The sequence below is a fragment of the Nocardia vinacea genome, from assembly GCF_035920345.1.
GTDB lineage: Bacteria > Actinomycetota > Actinomycetes > Mycobacteriales > Mycobacteriaceae > Nocardia > Nocardia vinacea_A.
Window position 1 is genome coordinate 5,939,308 of record NZ_CP109149.1, and the last position, 19,820, is coordinate 5,959,127.

Consider the following 19,820-nt stretch of genomic DNA (forward strand, 5'->3'; position numbering starts at 1 on the left):
CGTCACCCTCGCGGTACAGCCGGGCCCGCAGCATGTCGTGGCGGTCGACCACCGCGGCAACGGTTTTCGCGATGCCCGCGCGATCGATGCCGACCGGCAATTCGAGCGCCATGGTCTGGTTGAACCGGCCGAACGAACCGTGCCGCTGCGCCATGAACCGGACCACGGGGGTCAGCGGCATGGCGCCGATGCCGCCACCGGGCAGCTCGGCCAGCGCCTCGACGGCGGTATCGGTGCTGTCGGCGGTCTCGGCGACCGCGGCGAGTCCGGCCACGGTGCGCTGCTCGAAGACATTCCGCGGGGTGAAGACCACACCGCGCGCCTTGGCCCGCGAAACCAGCTGGATGGACACGATGCTGTCGCCGCCGAGGGCGAAGAACGAATCGTCGACACCGACGCGCTCGACGCCGAGCACCTCGGCGAAGACCTCGGCAATGGTGTGCTCGATCGGCGTGCGCGGTGCGCGGAAGACCACCTCGGTCGCGAACACCGGCTCTGGCAGGGCCCTACGGTCCAGCTTGCCGACCGGGGTCAGCGGAATGTGGTCGATCACCATCACCGACGACGGCACCATGTACGCGGGCAGGCGTTCCTCGACGTGCGCGGTCAGCTCGGCGACATCGATCGAATGACCCGGTACCGCAACCACATACGACACCAGCGAGGTGGCACCCGCCGCGCCCTTGTGGCCGACGGTGACCGCGAAGTCGACGGTCTCGTGCGATGCCAACGCCGCGTCGATCTCACCGAGTTCGATACGGAAGCCGCGCACCTTCACCTGGAAGTCGGAGCGGCCCACATATTCGACCTCGCCGGTACGGGTCCAGCGCACCACGTCACCGGTGCGGTACATGCGCGCACCCGCGACATACGGATTGGCCACAAAGCGTTCGGCGCTCAGCCCGGCGCGAGCGTGATAACCGCGCGCCAGCTGGATGCCCGACAGATACAGCTCACCCGCGACACCCACCGGCACCGGCCGGAGCTGGGCGTCCAGGATCAGCGACTGCATACCGCGGATCGGCGCACCGATCACCACCGTGTCACCGACCACCAGCGGCTCGCTGATATTGGTCATGATGGTGGTCTCGGTCGGACCGTAACCGTTGTGGAAGTTGCGGACGGATCCGTTCTCCAGCGGCACTGCCCATTTCGCGACCAGATCCGCCGGAACCGCCTCGCCACCGGCGACCAGCACGCGCAGCGAGTCCAGGCCGGTCGGATCGAGGGTTGCCAGCGCGGCGGGTGTGATGAACGCGTGTGTGACCCGCTCGGTGCGGATCAGCTCGGACAGTTCCTCACCGCCGTACACGCCGGGCGGCGTCACCACCAGCGCGCCGCCCGCGCCGACCGCGAGCAGCAGTTCCAGGATCGAGGCGTCGAAGCTGGGCGAGGCGAAATGCAGTGCGCGCGAACCGGAATCGAGGTCGTAGCGCACGATCTGCTCGACGCTGAAGTTCGCGAGTCCGGCATGTGTGACCACCACACCCTTGGGCACACCGGTGGAGCCCGAGGTGTAGATGACATAGGCCGGATGCGCCGGACGCAGCGGGCGGACCCGATCGGCGTCGGTGATCGGACCGCCGTCGAATCCGTCCAGGTCGAGCTCGTCGAGCACCAGCCAGCGCACCGAATCCGGCAGGCCGTCGCGAACCGCCGCGACCGTCAGGCCGACGGGGGAACCGGAATCGGTGACCATATGCGCGATGCGCTCGGCCGGGTAGTTCGGGTCGACGGGCACGAATGCCGCACCCGTCTTCGATACCGCCCAGGCGGCGAAGACCGAATCCGCGGACCGCGGCACACCGACGGCGACCAGATCCTCGGTGCCGATGCCCTCGGCAATGAGCAAGCGCGCCAACCGGTTCGACCGCTCGTCGAGGTCGCCATATGTCAGCGTCGCGTAGCGACTCGATGAGGGGTGGTGGTCGGGCGACGGGTGGGCCACACGTGCACCCTGGAACACCACGGCGGTCGCCTTCGGATCCATCGCGGCGGCCTCGGCCAGCAGTTCGGGCAGGGTGCGCGCGGGCACCGCGGGCGCACCGGTGCGGGCGATCAGATCGGCCCGCTCCTGCGCGTCGAGCACATCGATGGCACCCACCGTGACGGTCGGGTCGGCGGCAATGGCCTCCAGCACCCGCCGCCAACGCTGCGTGATCAGCTCGGCCGTCGACTCGTCGAACAGCTCGGTGGCGTAGGTGAGCGCCAAAGTCATTCCAGCGGAACCGGTTTCGGACAGCGTGAACTGCAGGTCGAAGCGGGCCACATTCTCTGCGAGGTCCAGGGCGGACACCGAGAGACCCGGCAATTCGAGTGTGGTGCGCTCCAGGTTCTGGAATGCGAGCATCACCTGGAACAGCGGATTGCGCGCCTGCGAGCGTTCCGGCGCGAGCAGTTCCACCAGCCGTTCGAACGGCACGTCGGCATTGCCGAAGGCGTCCAGGTCGGTCGAGCGCAACCGGTCCAGCAGCGCCGTGAACGATTCCGACTGATCGATACCGGTGCGCAGCACAAGGGTGTTGACGAACATGCCGACCAGATCATCGAGCGCCTGCTCACCGCGTCCCGCGATCGGCGAGCCGACGGCGATATCGTCGGTGCCCGACAAACGGGCCAGCAGCACCGTGAGCGCACTGTGCATCACCATGAACAGCGACGCACCGCGTTGGCGCGCAATACCTTCCAGCGCCGCCACCAGTTCGGCGGACAGTTCGGTCTGCAGGGTCGCACCGCGATGCGAGGCGATCGCGGGACGCGGCCGATCGGTGGGCAGCGGCAGTTCGTCCGGGATGCCGTCGAGTGCGCGCCGCCAATGCGCCACCTGACGCGCCATCAGCGAAGTCGGATCGTCCTCTGCACCGAGGACTTCGCGCTGCCAGATGGCGAAGTCCGCGTACTGCACCGGCAGTGGCGCCCAGCCGGGCGCGGCGTCCTGGGCACGCGCGGTGTAGGCGAGCATCACGTCGCGGGTCAGCGGGCCGATGGAGAAGCCGTCGGCCGCGATGTGATGCACCACGACGACGAACACATGCTCGTCGGCACCGGCGGAGAAGAGCCTGGTGCGCAGCGGAGCCTGTTCGGACACATCGAATCCGGTGGTCACGAATTCGGTCACCACCGCGGTCAGCTCGGCCGGATCGACCGAAACCGGCTGCAGGTCGAGCGCGATCGCGTCGGCGGGCACGATCACCTGGACCGGGGTGCCGCCGTGCTCCGGATAGCGGGTGCGCAGCGATTCGTGCCTGCGCACCACATCCGCCACCGCCAGCCGCAGCGCCTCGATATCGAGCGCACCGGTCAACCGGATGGCAACCGGGAGGTTGTACGCCGCCGATGCGGTGTCGTACTTGTTCAGGAACCACATGCGCTGCTGCGCGAACGACAGCGGCACGAGTTCGTCGGCCTTGCGCGGACGGGCCACGAGCCGGGCGCGCGCGGCGCCGTCGGCATGCGATTCCACCCGGGCCGCGAGCGCTTCCACGGTGGAGGCCTCGAACAGCGCGCGCACCGGGACGGTGGTGCCGAGCGCCGCGCCGATCCGGGCGACCACCCTGGTCGCGATGAGCGAGTTGCCGCCGAGGTCGAAGAAGTCGTCGTCGACACCGACCCGAGGCACGTCGAGCACATCGGCGAAGACCGCGGCGACGGTCTCCTGGACCGGTGTCACCGGGGCGCGGAAGGCCCTGGCCTGCACCGCGGGCGCGGGCAGCGCGCGACGGTCCAGCTTGCCGTTGACGGTCAACGGAATCCACTCGAGCCGCACCAGCGCCGCGGGCACCATGTAGGACGGAAGTCGTTGCGCCGCACCGCTGCGCACGACGTCGAGATCCGGGATCACATCGGGTTCGGCGACCACATAGGCCACGATCCGCTGATCGCCCGGCTGGTCCTCGCGCACGATGACCGCGGCCTGGGCGATGCCCGGCTGGGCCAAAATGGCGGATTCGATCTCACCGAGTTCGATGCGGAAGCCGCGCACCTTGACCTGATCGTCGGCGCGGCCGAGATATTCGAGTTCGCCGAAGCGGTTCCAGCGCGCGAGGTCGCCGGAGCGGTACAGGCGCGTGCCCGCGGCCTCCGCGTCGGCGAGGGGGTTCGCGATGAACCGGGTGGTGGTCAGGTCCGAGCGACCGAGGTAGCCGCGGGCCAACTGCGGTCCCGCGACATACATTTCGCCCGCGACGCCGACGGGCACCGGCCGCAGCCGATTGTCGAGGACGTACACGCGCAGACCCGCGATGGCGCGACCGACCACACTGCCGGAGGCGGCGGCGATGGTCGCGGCGTCCAGCGCACGGTAGGACACGTGCACCGTGGTCTCGGTGATGCCGTACATATTGACCAGCAGCGGAGCGGTATGCGCCGAGCGCCTTTCGGTGCCGTCGCCGTGTCGGGCGACCCAATCCGACAGCCTGCGCAGTTCGAGGGCTTCACCGCCGAACACCACGTAGCGCAAGGCCAGCGGATCGGCATCCGGTGCGGCATTGCGATCCGCTTCGGCCAGTTGGTAGAACGCGGACGGCGTCTGGTTGAGCACCGTGACCTGCTCCACCCGCAGCAGTTCCAGGAACTGTTCGGGCGAGCGCGAGGTGTAGTAGTCGACGACCACCAGGGTGCCGCCGAACAGCAGCGGACCCCACAGCTCCCACACCGAGAAGTCGAAGGCGTAGGAGTGGAACAGCGTCCACACATCGCGGGGGCCGAAGCCGAAGTCGCGATCGGTATTGGCGAAAAGCCGCACCACATTCCGGTGCGCGACCGCCACACCCTTCGGGCGGCCGGTCGAGCCGGAGGTGTAGATCACGTACGCGACATTGTCCGGGGTGAGCGCCGCGAGGCGGTCGGCGTCGGTGATCGGGGCATCGTCGGCGTCCTCGACATTGCCGGTCTCCACCGCGAATCCGTCGAGCACCACGGTCGGCAGTTCGTCGGGCACGGTCACCTGGACCGTGGAATCGAGGATCACGCTGGTCGGACGCGAGTCCGCGAGCACGTAGGCGATGCGGTCGGCCGGGTAGGTCGGATCGACCGGCACATAGCCCGCACCGGTCTTCACCACCGCGAGCAGTGCGACCACGAGATCGAGCGAACGCGGCAGGATCACCGCGACCAGCGATTCGGGACCCGCGCCGTCGGCGATCAGCCTGCGCGCCAACACATTAGCGCGCCGATCCAGTTCCGCGTAGGTAAGCGATTCGATGCCGAATTTGGCCGCCGTATTGTCCGGATGCGCGGCCACCGCCTGCTCGAACAGGTCGACCAGCGTGGTACCCGGTGCACTGAATCGCGGTGCGCTGTATCGGATTGCGGCGCTACCGGTGCCCTGCGTGGTTACACGGGCTGCCGTCTCCGGGCCCGTCGCTCGCGCCAGGCTATCGAATCCGGACGACACCCAGCGCTGCGACACATTGAGTCGCTCGGCCTCACCGAGCAGATCGATATCGCCGATGACGATCTCGGGATCCTCGACCACACTCTGCAGAATCCGGACCAGGCGATCGGCGAACGATGCCACCGTCTCCGGATCGAACAACTCGGTGGCGTAATTCCACGACAGGCCCAGCGCACCGTCGGCGGTCTCGCCGACGGTCAGCTGCACATCGAATTTGGCTGTGCCAGGGTCGAATTCGACCACCGACAGCTCGACACCCGGCAGCGCGACGGTGCCCATATCCGCGGCCGAGGCGGCCTCGAAGGTCAACGCCACCTGGAACAGCGGGTGGTGCGCCTGCGACCGGGCCGGGCTGATCACATCCACCAGCCGCTCGAACGGCACATCGGCATTGGCGAAGGCCGCGAGATCGGTGCGGCGCACCTGCGCGAGCAGATCGCCGAACTTTGCGCTCGGCTCGACCTCGTTGCGCAGCACCAGCGTGTTGACGAACATGCCGACCAGATCGTCGAGCGCACGTTCACCGCGGCCGGCGATCGGGGTGCCGATGGCGATATCGGTGCTGTTGGACAGCCGGGCCGCCCAGGCCGCCAGTGCCGCGTGCATGACCATGAACAGCGTGACCCCGCGAGCGCGGGCCAGCTCGGCCAGTGCGGCGTGCAGTTCGGCGTCGATCGAGAAGCCATGGGTGCCACCGGCATTGGACGCGACCTCGGGCCGCGAACGGTCGGCGGGCAGTTCGATCTGATCGGGCAGATCGGCCAGCTGCTCGGTCCAGTACGCGAGCTGCTGTGCCGCGACGGATTCCGGATCGTCCTCGCTGCCGAGCACGTCGCGCTGCCACAGCGCGTAGTCGGCGTACTGGACATCCAGCGGCGCCCAGGCGGGCACCTCACCGCGACTGCGCTCGGTGTAGGCCAGCACCACGTCACGCAGCAGCGGACGCAGCGAGAAGCCGTCACCACTGATGTGGTGCATGACGAGCACCGCGACATGGTTCTGCTCATCGATGCTGAGCAGGTTGGCCCGGAACGGCACCTCACTGGTCACATCGAAGTGCACGCTCGCCAGCTCGACGATGCGCGCGGGCACCGCGCCCGGCGCGATCGCCTCGGTGGCCAGCTCGAAGCGCACCTCGTCGGTGTGCAGTACGTGCTGGTAACCGGTGCCTTCGACCTCCGGGTAAATGGTGCGCAGCGCCTCGTGGCGGGCCAGCACATCGCCGACGGCAGCGTTCAGCGCCGCGATATCGACATCGCCGGTGAGCCGGACTGCGACCGGGATGTTGTTGACCGCGGTGCGGTTGTCGAAGCGGTTCAGGAACCACATCCGCTGCTGGGCCAGCGACAGCGGGACCAGTTCGGGACGCGGCTGCGGAGTCAGCGGTGCGCGACCGCCTTCGCCCGCCGCCGATTCGACCAGTGCGGCGAGTGCGGCGACATTCGAAGCCTCGAAAAGGGCGCGCACCGGGATCTGGGTGTCCAGCGCCGCGCCGAGACGTGCGGCCACCTGGGTGGCGATCAGCGAGTTGCCGCCGAGCTCGAAGAAATCGTCGTCCAGACCGACACTGTGGCCGGCGCCCTGCAGTCCGAGCACCTCGGCGAAGGTGCCCGCGACGATCTCCTCCACCGGGGTGGTCGGCGCGCGGAATACCTTGGCCGCGAACGTCGGTGCGGGCAGCGCCTTGCGATCCAGCTTGCCGGAGGCATTGAGCGGGAACTCATCGAGCACCATGTAGGCTGCGGGCACCATGTAGGCGGGCAACTGCTCGCCGAGCGTGTTCTTGACGGTCTCGATTTCGATGGCCCGGTCCGGATTCGCGACCAGGTAGGCGATCAGCTGATCGCCGGTCCGCTCATCCGAATGCACCAGCACGACCGCCTGCGCCACCGCGGCCTGCGCGGTGAGCGCCGACTCGATCTCACCGAGTTCGATGCGCAGACCACGCAGCTTCACCTGGAAGTCGGTGCGGCCCAGGTACTCCAGTTCACCGCGCGGCGTCCACATGACGAGGTCACCGGTGCGGTACATGCGCTCGGCGGCACCGAACGGGTTCGCGACGAAACGCTCGGTGGTCAGGTCCGGGCGGCCGACATAACCGTGCGCCAACTGCGCACCCGCCAGATACAGCTCACCCGGGACGCCCGCGGGCACCGGACGCAGGCGCGAATCCAGTACGTACACCTGAGTGTTGAACACCGGCGCACCGATCGGCACCGAGCTGATATCGGCATCGGTGACCTCGTGGAAGGTGACGTCGACCGCGGCCTCGGTGGGACCGTACAGGTTGTGCAGTCGCGCGCCGGTCAGCTGGCGCAGCCGCTGCGCGGCCACGGCGGGCAGCGCCTCGCCGGAGGCGAAAACATTACGCAGACTGGTGCATTCGGCCGTGCGGTCCTCGGCGACGAAGACCGAGAGCATGGACGGCACGAAGTGCACCGTGGTGACCTGCTCGTCGACGATCAGGCGCGCCATATAGGCCGGATCGCGGTGGCCGTCCGGCTTGGCGACGACCAGGCGGGCGCCGACCTGAAGCGGCCAGAAGAACTCCCACACCGACACGTCGAAGGTCGCCGGAGTCTTCTGCAGCACAACGTCTTCGGCGGACAGACCGTATTCGGCGTGCATCCACACCAGGCGGTTGACGATCGCGGCGTGCGAGACCGCAACACCCTTCGGACGACCGGTCGAACCCGAGGTGAAGATCACGTACGCGGTATTGCCCGGACGCAGCGGGCGATGCCGATCCGCGTCGGTCAGCGGTTCACCCGAGAAATCGGAGAGGTCGAGTTCATCGATGCGGACCTGGCGCGACACCGTGGTCTCCAGCTCGGTGCCGGAGGTCAGCACGCAGACCGGTCGCGCGGTCTCCAGGATGTAGTCGATGCGCTCGGCCGGATGATCCGGATCCAGCGGCACGTACGCACCGCCGGCGGCATTGATCGCGTACATGCCGACGACCAGATCGATCGAGCGCCGCATGCCGAGAGCCACATAGGATTCCGGGCCGACGCCGTTCTGCTTGAGCCAGCGCGCCAGCCGGTGTACCCGGGCGGCGAACTCGGCATAGGACAGACTTGTCCCCTCGTAGGTGACCGCGTCCGCGGCCGGCGTGCGCGCCACCTGTGCCTCGAACAGCGACACCAGCGTCGCGGCCGCATCGCCGACCGGGGAGGTCAGTGCCGCGTCCACCGGGAATTCGGTGTCGTTCCACCGGTCGAGCACCTGGACCCGCTCGGTGTCGTCGAGCAGGTCGATATCGCCCACCACGATCGCCGGTGCGGCGGTGATGCCGTGCAGCACCCGGACGAAGCGCTCGGCGAAGGCGTCCGCGAACCGATCGTCGAAAAGGTCGGTGGCATAGACGAGTTCGGCGGCCATCTCCGATTCCGCGCCCTCGCTCAGCGTGAGCTGCAGGTCGACCTTGGCGGTCGGCGGATCGATGCCGAGTTCGGAAACCGCGAGTCCGGGCAGCTCCAGCGAGGTGCGTCCGAGGTTCTGGAACGAGAGCATCACCTGGAACAGCGGATGCCGCGCCTGCGAGCGAGCCGGGTTGAGCACCTCGACCAAACGCTCGAACGGTACGTCGGCGTGCGCGAAGGCCTGCAGATCGCGTTCGCGCACCTGGGCGAGCAGATCGGTGAACGCTTCGGTCGGATCGACCTGGGTGCGCAGCACCAGGGTGTTGACGAACATGCCGACCAGGTCGTCGAGGACCTGCTCGCCACGACCGGCCACCGGGATGCCGATCGCGATGTCATCCGAACCGCTCAGCCGCGCGAGCAGTGTCGCGAAGGCGCTGTGCACCACCATGAACAGCGTGGTGTTGTGCTCGTGCGCGACGCGGTTCAGTGCCTCCACCAGTGCGCCGGGCAGCTGGAATCGGTGCGTGCGCGCCGCATACGACGCGACGACCGGTCGCGGCTTGGGCGAGAGACGCAGTTCCTCCGGCAGTCCGGCCAGGGTTTCCCGCCAGTAGCCGAGCTGTTCGGAGATCAGCGAGGTCGGATCGTCCTCGGAGCCGAGCGTTTCGCGTTGCCACAGTGCGTAATCCACGTACTGCACCGCCAGCGGCGGCCAGACCGGCGCGGATTCCGAACTGCGCGCGATGTAGGCCGACATCAGATCGCGGACCAGCGGACGCATCGAGAAGCCGTCCGCCGCAATGTGATGCACCACGACCGAAAGCACGTGGTTCTGAGTGTTGTCGCGCCACTTCTTGCTGCTCAGCGGCGCGCGCTCGACCTGGTAGAGCCGAATCCGCACCGGGGATTCGGTCGTGATATCGAAACCGCGACCGATGAATTCGAAGAGGGCACTGCCCAATTCGCTTTCGGCGACCGGGACGATCTCCAGTTCCGGAATCGCCCGCGCGGCCGGGAGCACCTGCTGGTAGGCCACGCCCTCATGCGATGGGTAGATCGTGCGCAGCGACTCGTGCCGGGTGATCACATCGGCGATCGCGCCGCGCAGCGCGGGCAGATCGAGATGCCCGTGCAGCCGCACCGCCGCCGGAATATTGTCGGCGGCCGAATCGGCGTCGAAGCGGTTGAGGAACCACATCCGCTGCTGTGCCAGCGACAGCGGCGGGTACTCCGGCCGCGGCCGCACAGTCAGCGCCTGGCGGGCGCCGGCCCCGGCGCTGGCCTCCATGCGCGCGGCGAGCGCGGCGACGGTCGGCGCCTCGAACAGCAGTCGCACCGGAACCTGGGTATCCAGTGCCGCGCCGAGCCGCGCCACCACCTGGGTGGCGACCAGCGAGTTGCCGCCGAGATCGAAGAAGTTGTCATCGATGCCGATGCGCTCGTGGCTCAGCACATCGCTGAAAATGTCGACGACGATCTCTTCGATCGGGGTCGACGGTGCGCGGAATTCCTTGGCCTCGAAGACGGGTTCGGGCAGCGCGCGCCGATCGAGCTTGCCGTTGGGGTTCAACGGCATGGCGTCGAGCACCACGATGGCGGCGGGAACCATGTACGACGGCAGCTGCTCGCTCAGGTGCGCGCGCAGCTCGTCGAGGTCGACCGTGCCGCCGTTGGCGGGCACCACATAGGCCACCAGCTGATCGCCGGTCCGCGCATCCGCACGCACCAGCGCGACCGCCTGGGCCACCGAATCGTGTGTGGTGAGCGCGGTTTCGATCTCACCGAGCTCGATGCGCAGACCGCGCAGCTTCACCTGGAAGTCGGTGCGGCCGAGGTAGACGATGGCACCGTCGGCATTGCGAGTCACCAGGTCGCCGGTGCGGTACATCCGGGATCCGGAGGCGCCGAACGGGTTGGCCACGAAGCGATCCGCGGTCAGATCGGTACGCCCGAAGTAGCCGCGCGCCAACTGCGCACCGGCCAGATACAACTCACCCGCGACACCCGGTGCGACCGGGTGCAGGCGGGCATCGAGCACATACGCCTGCGCATTCCAGACCGGCAGACCGATCGGCACCGCGCCGACCAGCCCCTGTGCCACCGGACCGTGGGTCGCGTGCACCGCGAATTCGGTCGGGCCGTAGAGGTTGTAGAGCTCGGCGGAGCTGACTTTGCGAATGGCGGCGACGGTGTCACCGGTGAAGGCCTCACCCGCGACCAGCAATGCGCGCAACGACTCCAGCGCCGCACCACCGGCGGCATCCACACTGCCCGCGAAGACGGTCAGCATCGAGGGCACGAACGAGGTCATGGTGACCCGTTCGGCCGCAATGACTTCCGCCAGATACTGCGGATCGCGATGCCCGTCCGGGCTCGCGACGACAATCCGGCCACCGGTGCTCAGCGGGCCGAACAGCTCCCACACCGACACATCGAACGTGGCAGGGGTCTTGAACAACACGACGTCATCGGCACCGATGCCGTATTCACCGGTGATCCAACGGATCTGGTTCACCACCGCCGCATGCGGCAGCGCCACACCCTTCGGCCTACCGGTCGAACCGGACGTGAAGATCACATACGCGGTGTTCTCCGGCCGCAGCGGCGCGACCCGCTCCGCATCGGTGACCGGTACATCCGAGTACTCGGACAGCTCGAGCTCATCGATGGAAAGCGTGGGCAGCCCGCCGCTTTCGAAGTTGTCCCGCGAGGTCGTCAGCACACAGACCGGTGCCGCCGACTCGAGCACATAGCTGATCCGCTCGGTCGGCTGATCCAGGTCCAGCGGCACATAACCGCCGCCGGCTTCCTGCACCGCGTACGCCGCGACCACGAAATCGACCGAACGCCGCAGACCGAGGGCGACAAGCTTTTCCGGACCGACGCCCGCCTCGATCAACCGACGCGCCAACCGGTGCACGCGCGCACCGAATTCGGCATACGTCAACGAGGTTCCGGTCGCCGGATCCACGATCGCGACCGCATCCGGTGTGGCGGCGGCCTGCGCCGCGAACTCGCCGACCAAGGTGAGCCCGCCACCCTTGCGAACACCGGAACGACGCGGCGCGCGGCCCGGCTGACGACGCGGCAGCAAATCGTGCTCGGTGTCGTTCCAGCCGACCACCGCGAGCGCGGTTTCCTGATCGTCGAGCAGCTGGATGTCGCCGATCGGCACGGTCGGATCGGCGATGATGGCCGCCAGGATCCGATCGAGGCGCCGCGCGAAGGCGGCCACCGTGTCCTCGTCGAAAAGATCTAGGGCATAGGAGATTTCGGCCGACATACCGGCGGCCTCGCCCGATTCCTGGGTCTCCTGCAGGGTCAGCTGCAGATCGAATTTGGCCAGTCGGGCGTCGTAATCGATGCCGTTGACCGACAGTCCGGGCAGTTCGAGGTTGGCCTGCTTGACGTTCTGGAACGCCAGCATCACCTGGAACAGCGGATTGCGCGCTTGCGAGCGGGCCGGGTTGAGAATTTCGACCAGGCGCTCGAACGGCAGATCCGCGTGTGCGAACGCCTGCAGGTCGGTTTCTCTTGCCAGGGCGAGCAGATCCGCGAAGCTCGCCGAGCCCGCGACATCGGTGCGCAATACGAGCGTATTGACGAACATGCCGATCAGGTCGTCCAGCGCGGCCTCACCACGACCGGCGGCCGGGGTACCGATCGCGATATCGCTGGTACCGCTGGCCCGCGCCAGCAGCACGGCGAGCGCACTGTGCATGACCATGAACAGCGACGAATTGTGCTTGCGACCCAGATCTATCAGCGCGCGCTGGGTCTCGGCGGAGATCACGAACGCGTAGGTGCCGCCGCGGTAGGAGGCGATCGCCGGACGTGGGCGGTCCGAGGGCAGCACCAGTTCGTCGGGCAGATCGGCGAGTTGTTCGGTCCAGTACCGAATCTGGCTGGAGATCAGCGAAGTCGGATCGCCCTCGGAGCCGAGCACCTCGCGCTGCCACAGCGCGTAGTCCGCGTACTGCACCGGCAGCGCGGACCAGGCGGGCGACTCCCACGAGGTGCGCGCCGCGTACGCCACCATGACGTCACGCGCCAGCGGCCCCATCGACCAACCGTCGGCCGAAATATGGTGCACCACCATGCCGAGTACGAACTCGGACTCGCTGATCTCGAAAAGCCTTGCGTGCAAAGGCACTTCGTCGGTGACGTCGAAGGCCATGGAGGCCAGGTCGATCAGATGCTCGACCAGTGTCTCCTCGGTGACCCGGTACGGAGTCAGGTCGGGCACGATCTGCGCCGCGTCGAGCACGACCTGAACCGGACCGCTCTTGGTCTCCGGGAAAACGGTGCGCAGCGATTCGTGCCGGTCGATCACGTCGATGACCGCGACCTGCAGTGCGGCGACATCGAGATCACCGGAGAGCCGGATCGCGACCGGAATGTTGTTGACCGCCGAGGCGGTATCGAAGCGGTTCAGGAACCACATGCGCTGCTGCGCGAGCGACAGCGGCACCTCCTCCGGGCGCTCCCGGGGGACCAGCGCACTGCGGGCGCCGGCACCGGCATGCGACTCCACCCGGGCCGCCAGCGCGGCCACGGTGGACGCCTCGAACACCATCCGCACCGGCACCCGGGTATCGAGTGCGGTGCCGATGCGCGAGGCCACCTGGGTGGCGATCAGCGAGTTGCCGCCGAGGTCGAAGAAGTCGTCGTCCACGCCGACGCGGGGCAGGTCGAGCACCTCGCCGAAGATCTGGGCGACGATCTCCTCGATGGGCGTACTCGGCGCACGGAAGGTGTGCACCTCGAAGACCGGCTTGGGCAGGGCGCGCCGATCGAGCTTGCCGTTCGCATTGAGCGGCATGGCCTCCAGCGTCACGAAGGCCGCGGGCACCATGTAGGTGGGCACCATGGCGGACAGATGCGTGCGCAGCGCGGTATCGAATCCCGCCTCCGGCTCGGCCTCGGTCGGCACCACATAGGCGACCAATTGGTCGCCGAGCCGGCTGTCGGAACGGACCAGCGCGACCGCCTGCGCCACCGCGGGATGGGCGCGCAAAGCGGATTCGATCTCGCCGAGCTCGATCCGGACACCGCGCAGTTTCACCTGGAAGTCGGTGCGACCGCTGTAGACGATCTGTCCCGCGGCATCGCGGGTCACCAGGTCACCGGTGCGGTACATGCGAGAACCGCTGGGGCCGAACGGATTCGCGACGAAGCGGTCGGCCGTCATATCCGGCCGGGTGAGATAGCCGCGCGCCAGCTGGGCGCCCGACAGATAGAGCTCACCCGCGACACCCGGCGGCACCGGGTGCAGCCGCGCGTCGAGCACATAGGCCTGGGTGTTCCAGACCGGCGCACCGATCGGCACCGCGCCGCGCACCACCTCGCCGACGACCGCGTGAGTGGCGTTGACGGTGAATTCGGTTGGGCCGTAAAGGTTTATCAGCGTGATGTCGGGGCGGCCGAGCTTGCGGAACGCCTCCACCGCCTCGCCGGTGAACGCCTCACCACCGACCAGCAGCATGCGCACCGAGCTCAGTGCCGCCGCATCGACGGTGCCGGCGAATACGGTCAGCAGCGACGGCACGAACGAGGTCACGGTGACCTGTTCGGCGGCGATGACCTCGGTCAGATATTGGGTGTCGCGGTACCCGTCGTGGGTGGCGATCACGGTCCGGCCACCGGTCAGCAAGGGCGCCAACGGCTCCCACACCGACGCGTCGAAGGTGGCCGGGGTCTTGTACAGCGCGACGTCGTCGGCGCCGATCCCGAATTCGCTGATGAGCCAGCGCATCTGGTGCACCAGCGCGGCATGCGACACCCCGACGCCCTTCGGGCGACCGGTGGAGCCCGAGGTGAAGATCGCGTATGCCAAATGCTCCGGGCGCAACGGCGAGACGCGCTCGGCATCGGTCACCGGGGCATCGGAGATCCCGGACAGATCGAGCTCGTCGACAACCAGCGACTCCAGGCCCTCCGGCGCGAACCGGTCCCGCGACGTGGTCAGCACATAGGCCGGCGCGGCGGTATCGAGCACATGGGCGATGCGTTCGGCAGGCTGATCGAGATCGAGCGGCACATAGGTGCCACCGGCCTCGAGCACCGCGTAGATCGCGACCATCAGGTCGAGCGAACGCCGCATACCGAGCGCGACCGGGACATCCGGACCGACGCCCGCCTGGATCAGCCAGCGCGCGAGCGCGTGCACCCGAGACCCGAACTCCGCATAGGTCAGCGTCGCGGAGCGACTCGATGAGGGGTGGTGGTCGGGCGACGGGTGGGCCAGCGACGCACCGACCGCCGGGGTGAAGCCGTCGACGGAACGGTCGACTACGGCGATGGCGTCCGGTGTCGCGGCCACCTGGCGGGTGAACAGATCGCTCACCGTCTCGGCCGCCTCGAGCTCACGCGGCGCGCCGTGCCAGCCGTCGCGTGCCAGCTCGACCTCGCGCTCGTCGAGCAGATCGATATCGCCGACGATCGCCGCCGGATCCGCGGTAACGCCGTGCAGAATCCGCACCAGTCGATCGGCGAACGACGAGACGGTCGCCTCGTCGAACAGATCGGTGGCGTAGGAGACGACCACCGAAACGCCCGCGGGCTCCCCCTGGTTGCCGCGCTGTTCGGTCAGCGTCCAGAGCAGATCGAATTTGGCGATGTGGACTTCGAGTTCCGCCGCGGACACCGACAGTCCGGGCAGTTCCAGTGTGCCGTGCGACATCTCCTGGAACGACAGCATCACCTGGAACAGCGGATGCCGCGCCTGCGAGCGGGTCGGGTTGACCACCTCGACGAGACGTTCGAACGGAACGTCGCTGTATGCGAACGCCGCGAGATCGACTTCCCTGGTGCGCGTGAGGAATTCGGTGAACGAGTGTCCCGGATCGACCTCCGAGCGCAGCACGAGCGTATTGACGAACATGCCGATCAGGTCGTCGAGGGCCTGTTCGCCACGTCCGGCGACCGGGGTGCCGATGGCGATATCGGTGGTGCCGGAGAGCCGGGCCAGCAGCAGCGCGAGCGCGGCGTGCAGCACCATGAACGGGGTCGCGCCCTCGGCGCGGGCCAGTGCACTCAGCCGGGTGTGCAGTTCGGCATCGAGATCGAAAGCGAACTGCGCGCCGCGGAAGCTCTGCACCGGCGGACGCTGCCGATCGGTGGGCAGATCCAGCTGATCCGGCAGTCCGGCCAGCGCATCCCGCCAGTAGGCGATCTCGCGGGCGGCCATGGACTCGGAATCGCTTTCGGCGCCGAGCAATTCGCGCTGCCACAGGGTGTAGTCGCGGTACTGCACCGGCAGCGGTGCCCAGGCGGGCGCTTCCCCGGCCGCACGGGCGAGATACGCGGTCGTGACGTCGCGCGCGAGCGGCCCGAACGAGAAGCCGTCCGCCGCGATGTGGTGCACGACGAAGGCGAGCGCGTACTCGGGCGTGTCATCCGAGGACGCACCGATGATCTGATAAAGGCGCACCCGAATGGGCAGCTCGGTCGAGACATCGAAGCCGGCGGAGGCGAATTCGGTGAGCACGTCGAGCAGCTCGGACGCCTCGAGTGGCTGCACGTCGACACCGAGGTCGACCTCTTCGATCGGCAGCACCTGCTGATAGGCGCCGTCGCCCGAGTTGGGGAAGATGGTGCGCAGCGATTCCTGGCGAGTCAGCACATCGGTGAGCGCGGCCCGCATCGCGTCGAAATCGACGCGACCGCCCAACCGCACCACGAACGGCAGGTTGTAGGTCGGCACCGTGGAGTCGAACTGGTTGATGAACCACATCCGCTGCTGCGCCAGCGACAGCGGCACCCGCTCGGGCAGTTGCTGGGCCACCAGGGCCGGGCGTGGCCGCTCGGTGGGCGGCGCCGATTCGGCGCGGGCGGCCAGACCGGCCACGGTCGGGGTCTCGAACAGCGCACGCACGCCGATCCGGGTGCCGAACGCCGCGCCGATCCGCGCCACCACCTGGGTGGCGACCAGCGAGTTGCCACCCAGATCGAAGAAGTTGTCATCGATGCCGACGCGTTCCTGGCTGAGCACATCGGCGAAGATCGCCGCCACGATCTGCTCGGCCGGGGTACGCGGCGCCCGGAATCCGGCCGCGTCCACGCTGAACACCGGCTCCGGCAGAGCCTTTCGATCCAGCTTGCCGGAGGTATTGAGCGGGAACGCGTCCAGCACCATGATCGCCGCGGGCACCATGTAGCTCGGCAGCTTTTCCGCGACGAACCGGGTGAGTTCGATCGGTTCGATCGACTGGCCCGGCGCGGGCACGACATAGGCGACCAACTGCTGACCGGTCGCGGTATCGACCACCAGCACGGCGGCCTGGCTGACCACCGGATGGGCGAGCAGATCGGTTTCGATCTCACCGAGTTCGATGCGCTGACCGCGGAATTTCACCTGGAAGTCGGTGCGGCCGATGTATTCCAGAGTGCCCGCGACATTCCAGCGCACCAGGTCACCGGTGCGGTACATGCGCTCGCCGTTGCTGCCGAACGGGTTGGCGACGAACCGATCCGAGGTCAGGTCGGGGCGACCGCGGTAACCGCGCGCCAGCTGACGTCCACCCAGGTACAACTCACCCGGTGCGCCGACCGCCGCTGGGCGCAGCCGCGAATCCAGTACGTAGACCTGGACATTCCATTCCGGAATACCGATCGGCACCGTGACGGTGTCAGCGGAAGTGGCCTCCCAGTAGGTGACCGAAACCGCAGCCTCGGTGGGACCGTACAGGTTGTGCAGACCGGCCGAGGTGATCGCGCGGAAACCCGCGGCGGTCTCCGGCGGCAGCGCCTCACCGATAACGAAAACCGCACGCAGCGTGGCGCATTGGGCGGCGGTGGCATGGGCAACGAACACCGTCAGCATGGACGGCACGAAGTCGGTGACGGTGACCCCGTGCCGCTCGATCATCTCGGCGACATACAGCGGATCGCGGTGCCCGTCCGGGGTCGCGACAACAAGTTTCGCGCCGACCATCAGCGGCAGGAAGTAACCCCACAGCGATACGTCGAAGGTGGTCGCGGTCTTCTGCAGGTACACATCATCAGCAGTCAGGCGGTACTCGTCGAGCATCCACAGCTGCTGGTTGACGATCGCATGATGGGTTACCGCAACACCTTTCGGGCGTCCGGTCGAACCCGAGGTGTAGATCACATAGGCGGTGTTGTCCGGACGCAGCGACGCGCGCCGCTCCGAATCCGCCACCGGCGCATCGTCGTACGCAGATACATCGAGGGTGTCGATTTCCACCCGGCGCACCGATTCCGGCAGCTCGAGTTCGTCACCGGAGACCGTCAGCACGCAGACCGGTGCCGCGGACTCGAGGATGTAGGCGGTGCGATCGGCCGGATGATCCGGATCGATCGGCACATACGCGCCACCGGCCTCGAGCACCGCGTGCATACCGACGACGAGATCCAGCGAACGTCGCATGCCAAGCGCGACAAGCGATTCCGGGCCGACACCGTCGGCGATCAGGAAGCGGGCCAGACGATTGACCCGCGCACCGAACTCCGCATAGGTCAGCTGCGCGCCCTCGAAATCGAGGGCGACGTTGTCCGGGGTCAGCTGAATCTGCGCATCCAGCAGGGCCGCCAGCGTGGTTTCCGGGACGTCCTGCTCGGAGTCGTTCCACTCCGCGACGGTCAGCTCCCGCTCCGCCGCGGTGGTCAGCTCGAGGCCCCAGACCGGCGCATCCGCCTCGGCCCGCAGGAAGCGCTCGAAGAATTCCAGGAAGCGTTCGTGCTGACGATGCGTCTCCGCCTCGGAGTACAGGTTCGGGTTCGTCTCGAAGTCGATACGCGCGCGCGAACCGCCCTCGGACTGATAGAAGTTGACGCCGAGATCCTCGATGCTGCCGGTGGACAACACCACCATGGTGCCGACCATCGAGCCCATGCTGATCTTGTCCTGGAACAGCATGATGTTGATCCAGGGGCCGAAGAACTCCCTGGTCACCACGCCGTCACCGGCCGCGTCGCGGCGGATGTCCTCGTGCCGGTAGCGCTGGTGCCGCAGCGCGCCGGTCACCTCGACCTGGACCTGCTTGAGCACATCGGCCACGGTGGTCTCGTGCCCGATCCGCAGCCGCAACGGCACGATATTCGACGAGACACCGCCGGAGCGGCGCATCACGGCAGTGGTCCGCGCAGTCACCGGCAGGCTCAGGATCACGTCCTCGGAACTGGTCCACTGCGCCAGATATCCGGCGAACGCGGCGAGCAGCAACCCGGCCGGCGACGAATCATGGCGCGCCACAGCCGCTTCCAGCACCGCGTTCTGCTCGTCCGAGAGCAGCACACTGCTGAGGGTGTTGATCGGCGCCGGCCCCGCGGACCGGCCCGCCAGGCTGGTGCCGTCCCCCACGCCGGCGACCCGCTCGGCCCAGTACGTCTTGTCCGACTGGAACCGGGAACTGTCCCGGTAGGCCATCTCCTGCTCGAGGAGCGTGCGCAGGTGCGCGGCATTGGCCGGTGCGGGCTCGGTGCCGTTCAACAGGGCGGTGTACCAGTCGGCGACCCTGGAAAGGTTGGTCACCGCGCCGAAGCCGTCCAGCACGATGTGGTGCGCGCGCAGATACAGGTACCAGTGGTGATCGCCCACCTGCAGGCCCGCGAAGCGCAGCAGCCGATCCTCGAGCAGGTTCAGCGGGGCGCTGTACTCGGCGCGCATCCACGCCATGGCGGCGGCCTCGGGATCGGCCTCATCGCGGAAGTCGACGTAGTAGACCTTGTCCCGGTCCGGAATCGTGTAGTCGATCCACTGATACGGCTGGCCGTCGATCTCGGTGATGCACAGCATGCCGGAGCCGCGCTCCTGCCCGGAGCTGATCAGCGCCTCGCGCAGGACCTTCAGGTCGAGGTCGCCGTGCAGGTCGACGTACTGCGCGATGTTGATCGGCACCTGCGGGTCGACGTGCTGTGCGTACCAGATACCCAGCTGCGCCGGGGACAACGGGAACGGCTCACTCGACTCCCTCGAAGCAGCGTGCGCCCGTTCGCCACTAGTTTCGCCGTTTCCGCCGAAATCCAGCCGGTCCAACCGTAACCTCGCTTCCGGAACACCACACGAGCGCTCCCCGATGAACACCGGGACGCCGACG

The 19,820-nt window shown here is 67.8% G+C and carries 1 protein-coding gene (running past one end of the window); it reads right to left on the minus strand.

The window, feature by feature from the left end:
- Nucleotides 1-19,759, minus strand: partial view of a non-ribosomal peptide synthase/polyketide synthase gene (locus OIE68_RS27165; protein WP_419150807.1) — the 5' portion only. 24,137 nt of this gene lie to the left of the window's left edge; only the first 19,759 of its 43,896 coding nucleotides appear in the window; it begins with the start codon at nucleotides 19,757-19,759; its stop codon lies off the left edge, out of view.
- Between the last annotated feature and the right edge of the window lie 61 nt (nucleotides 19,760-19,820).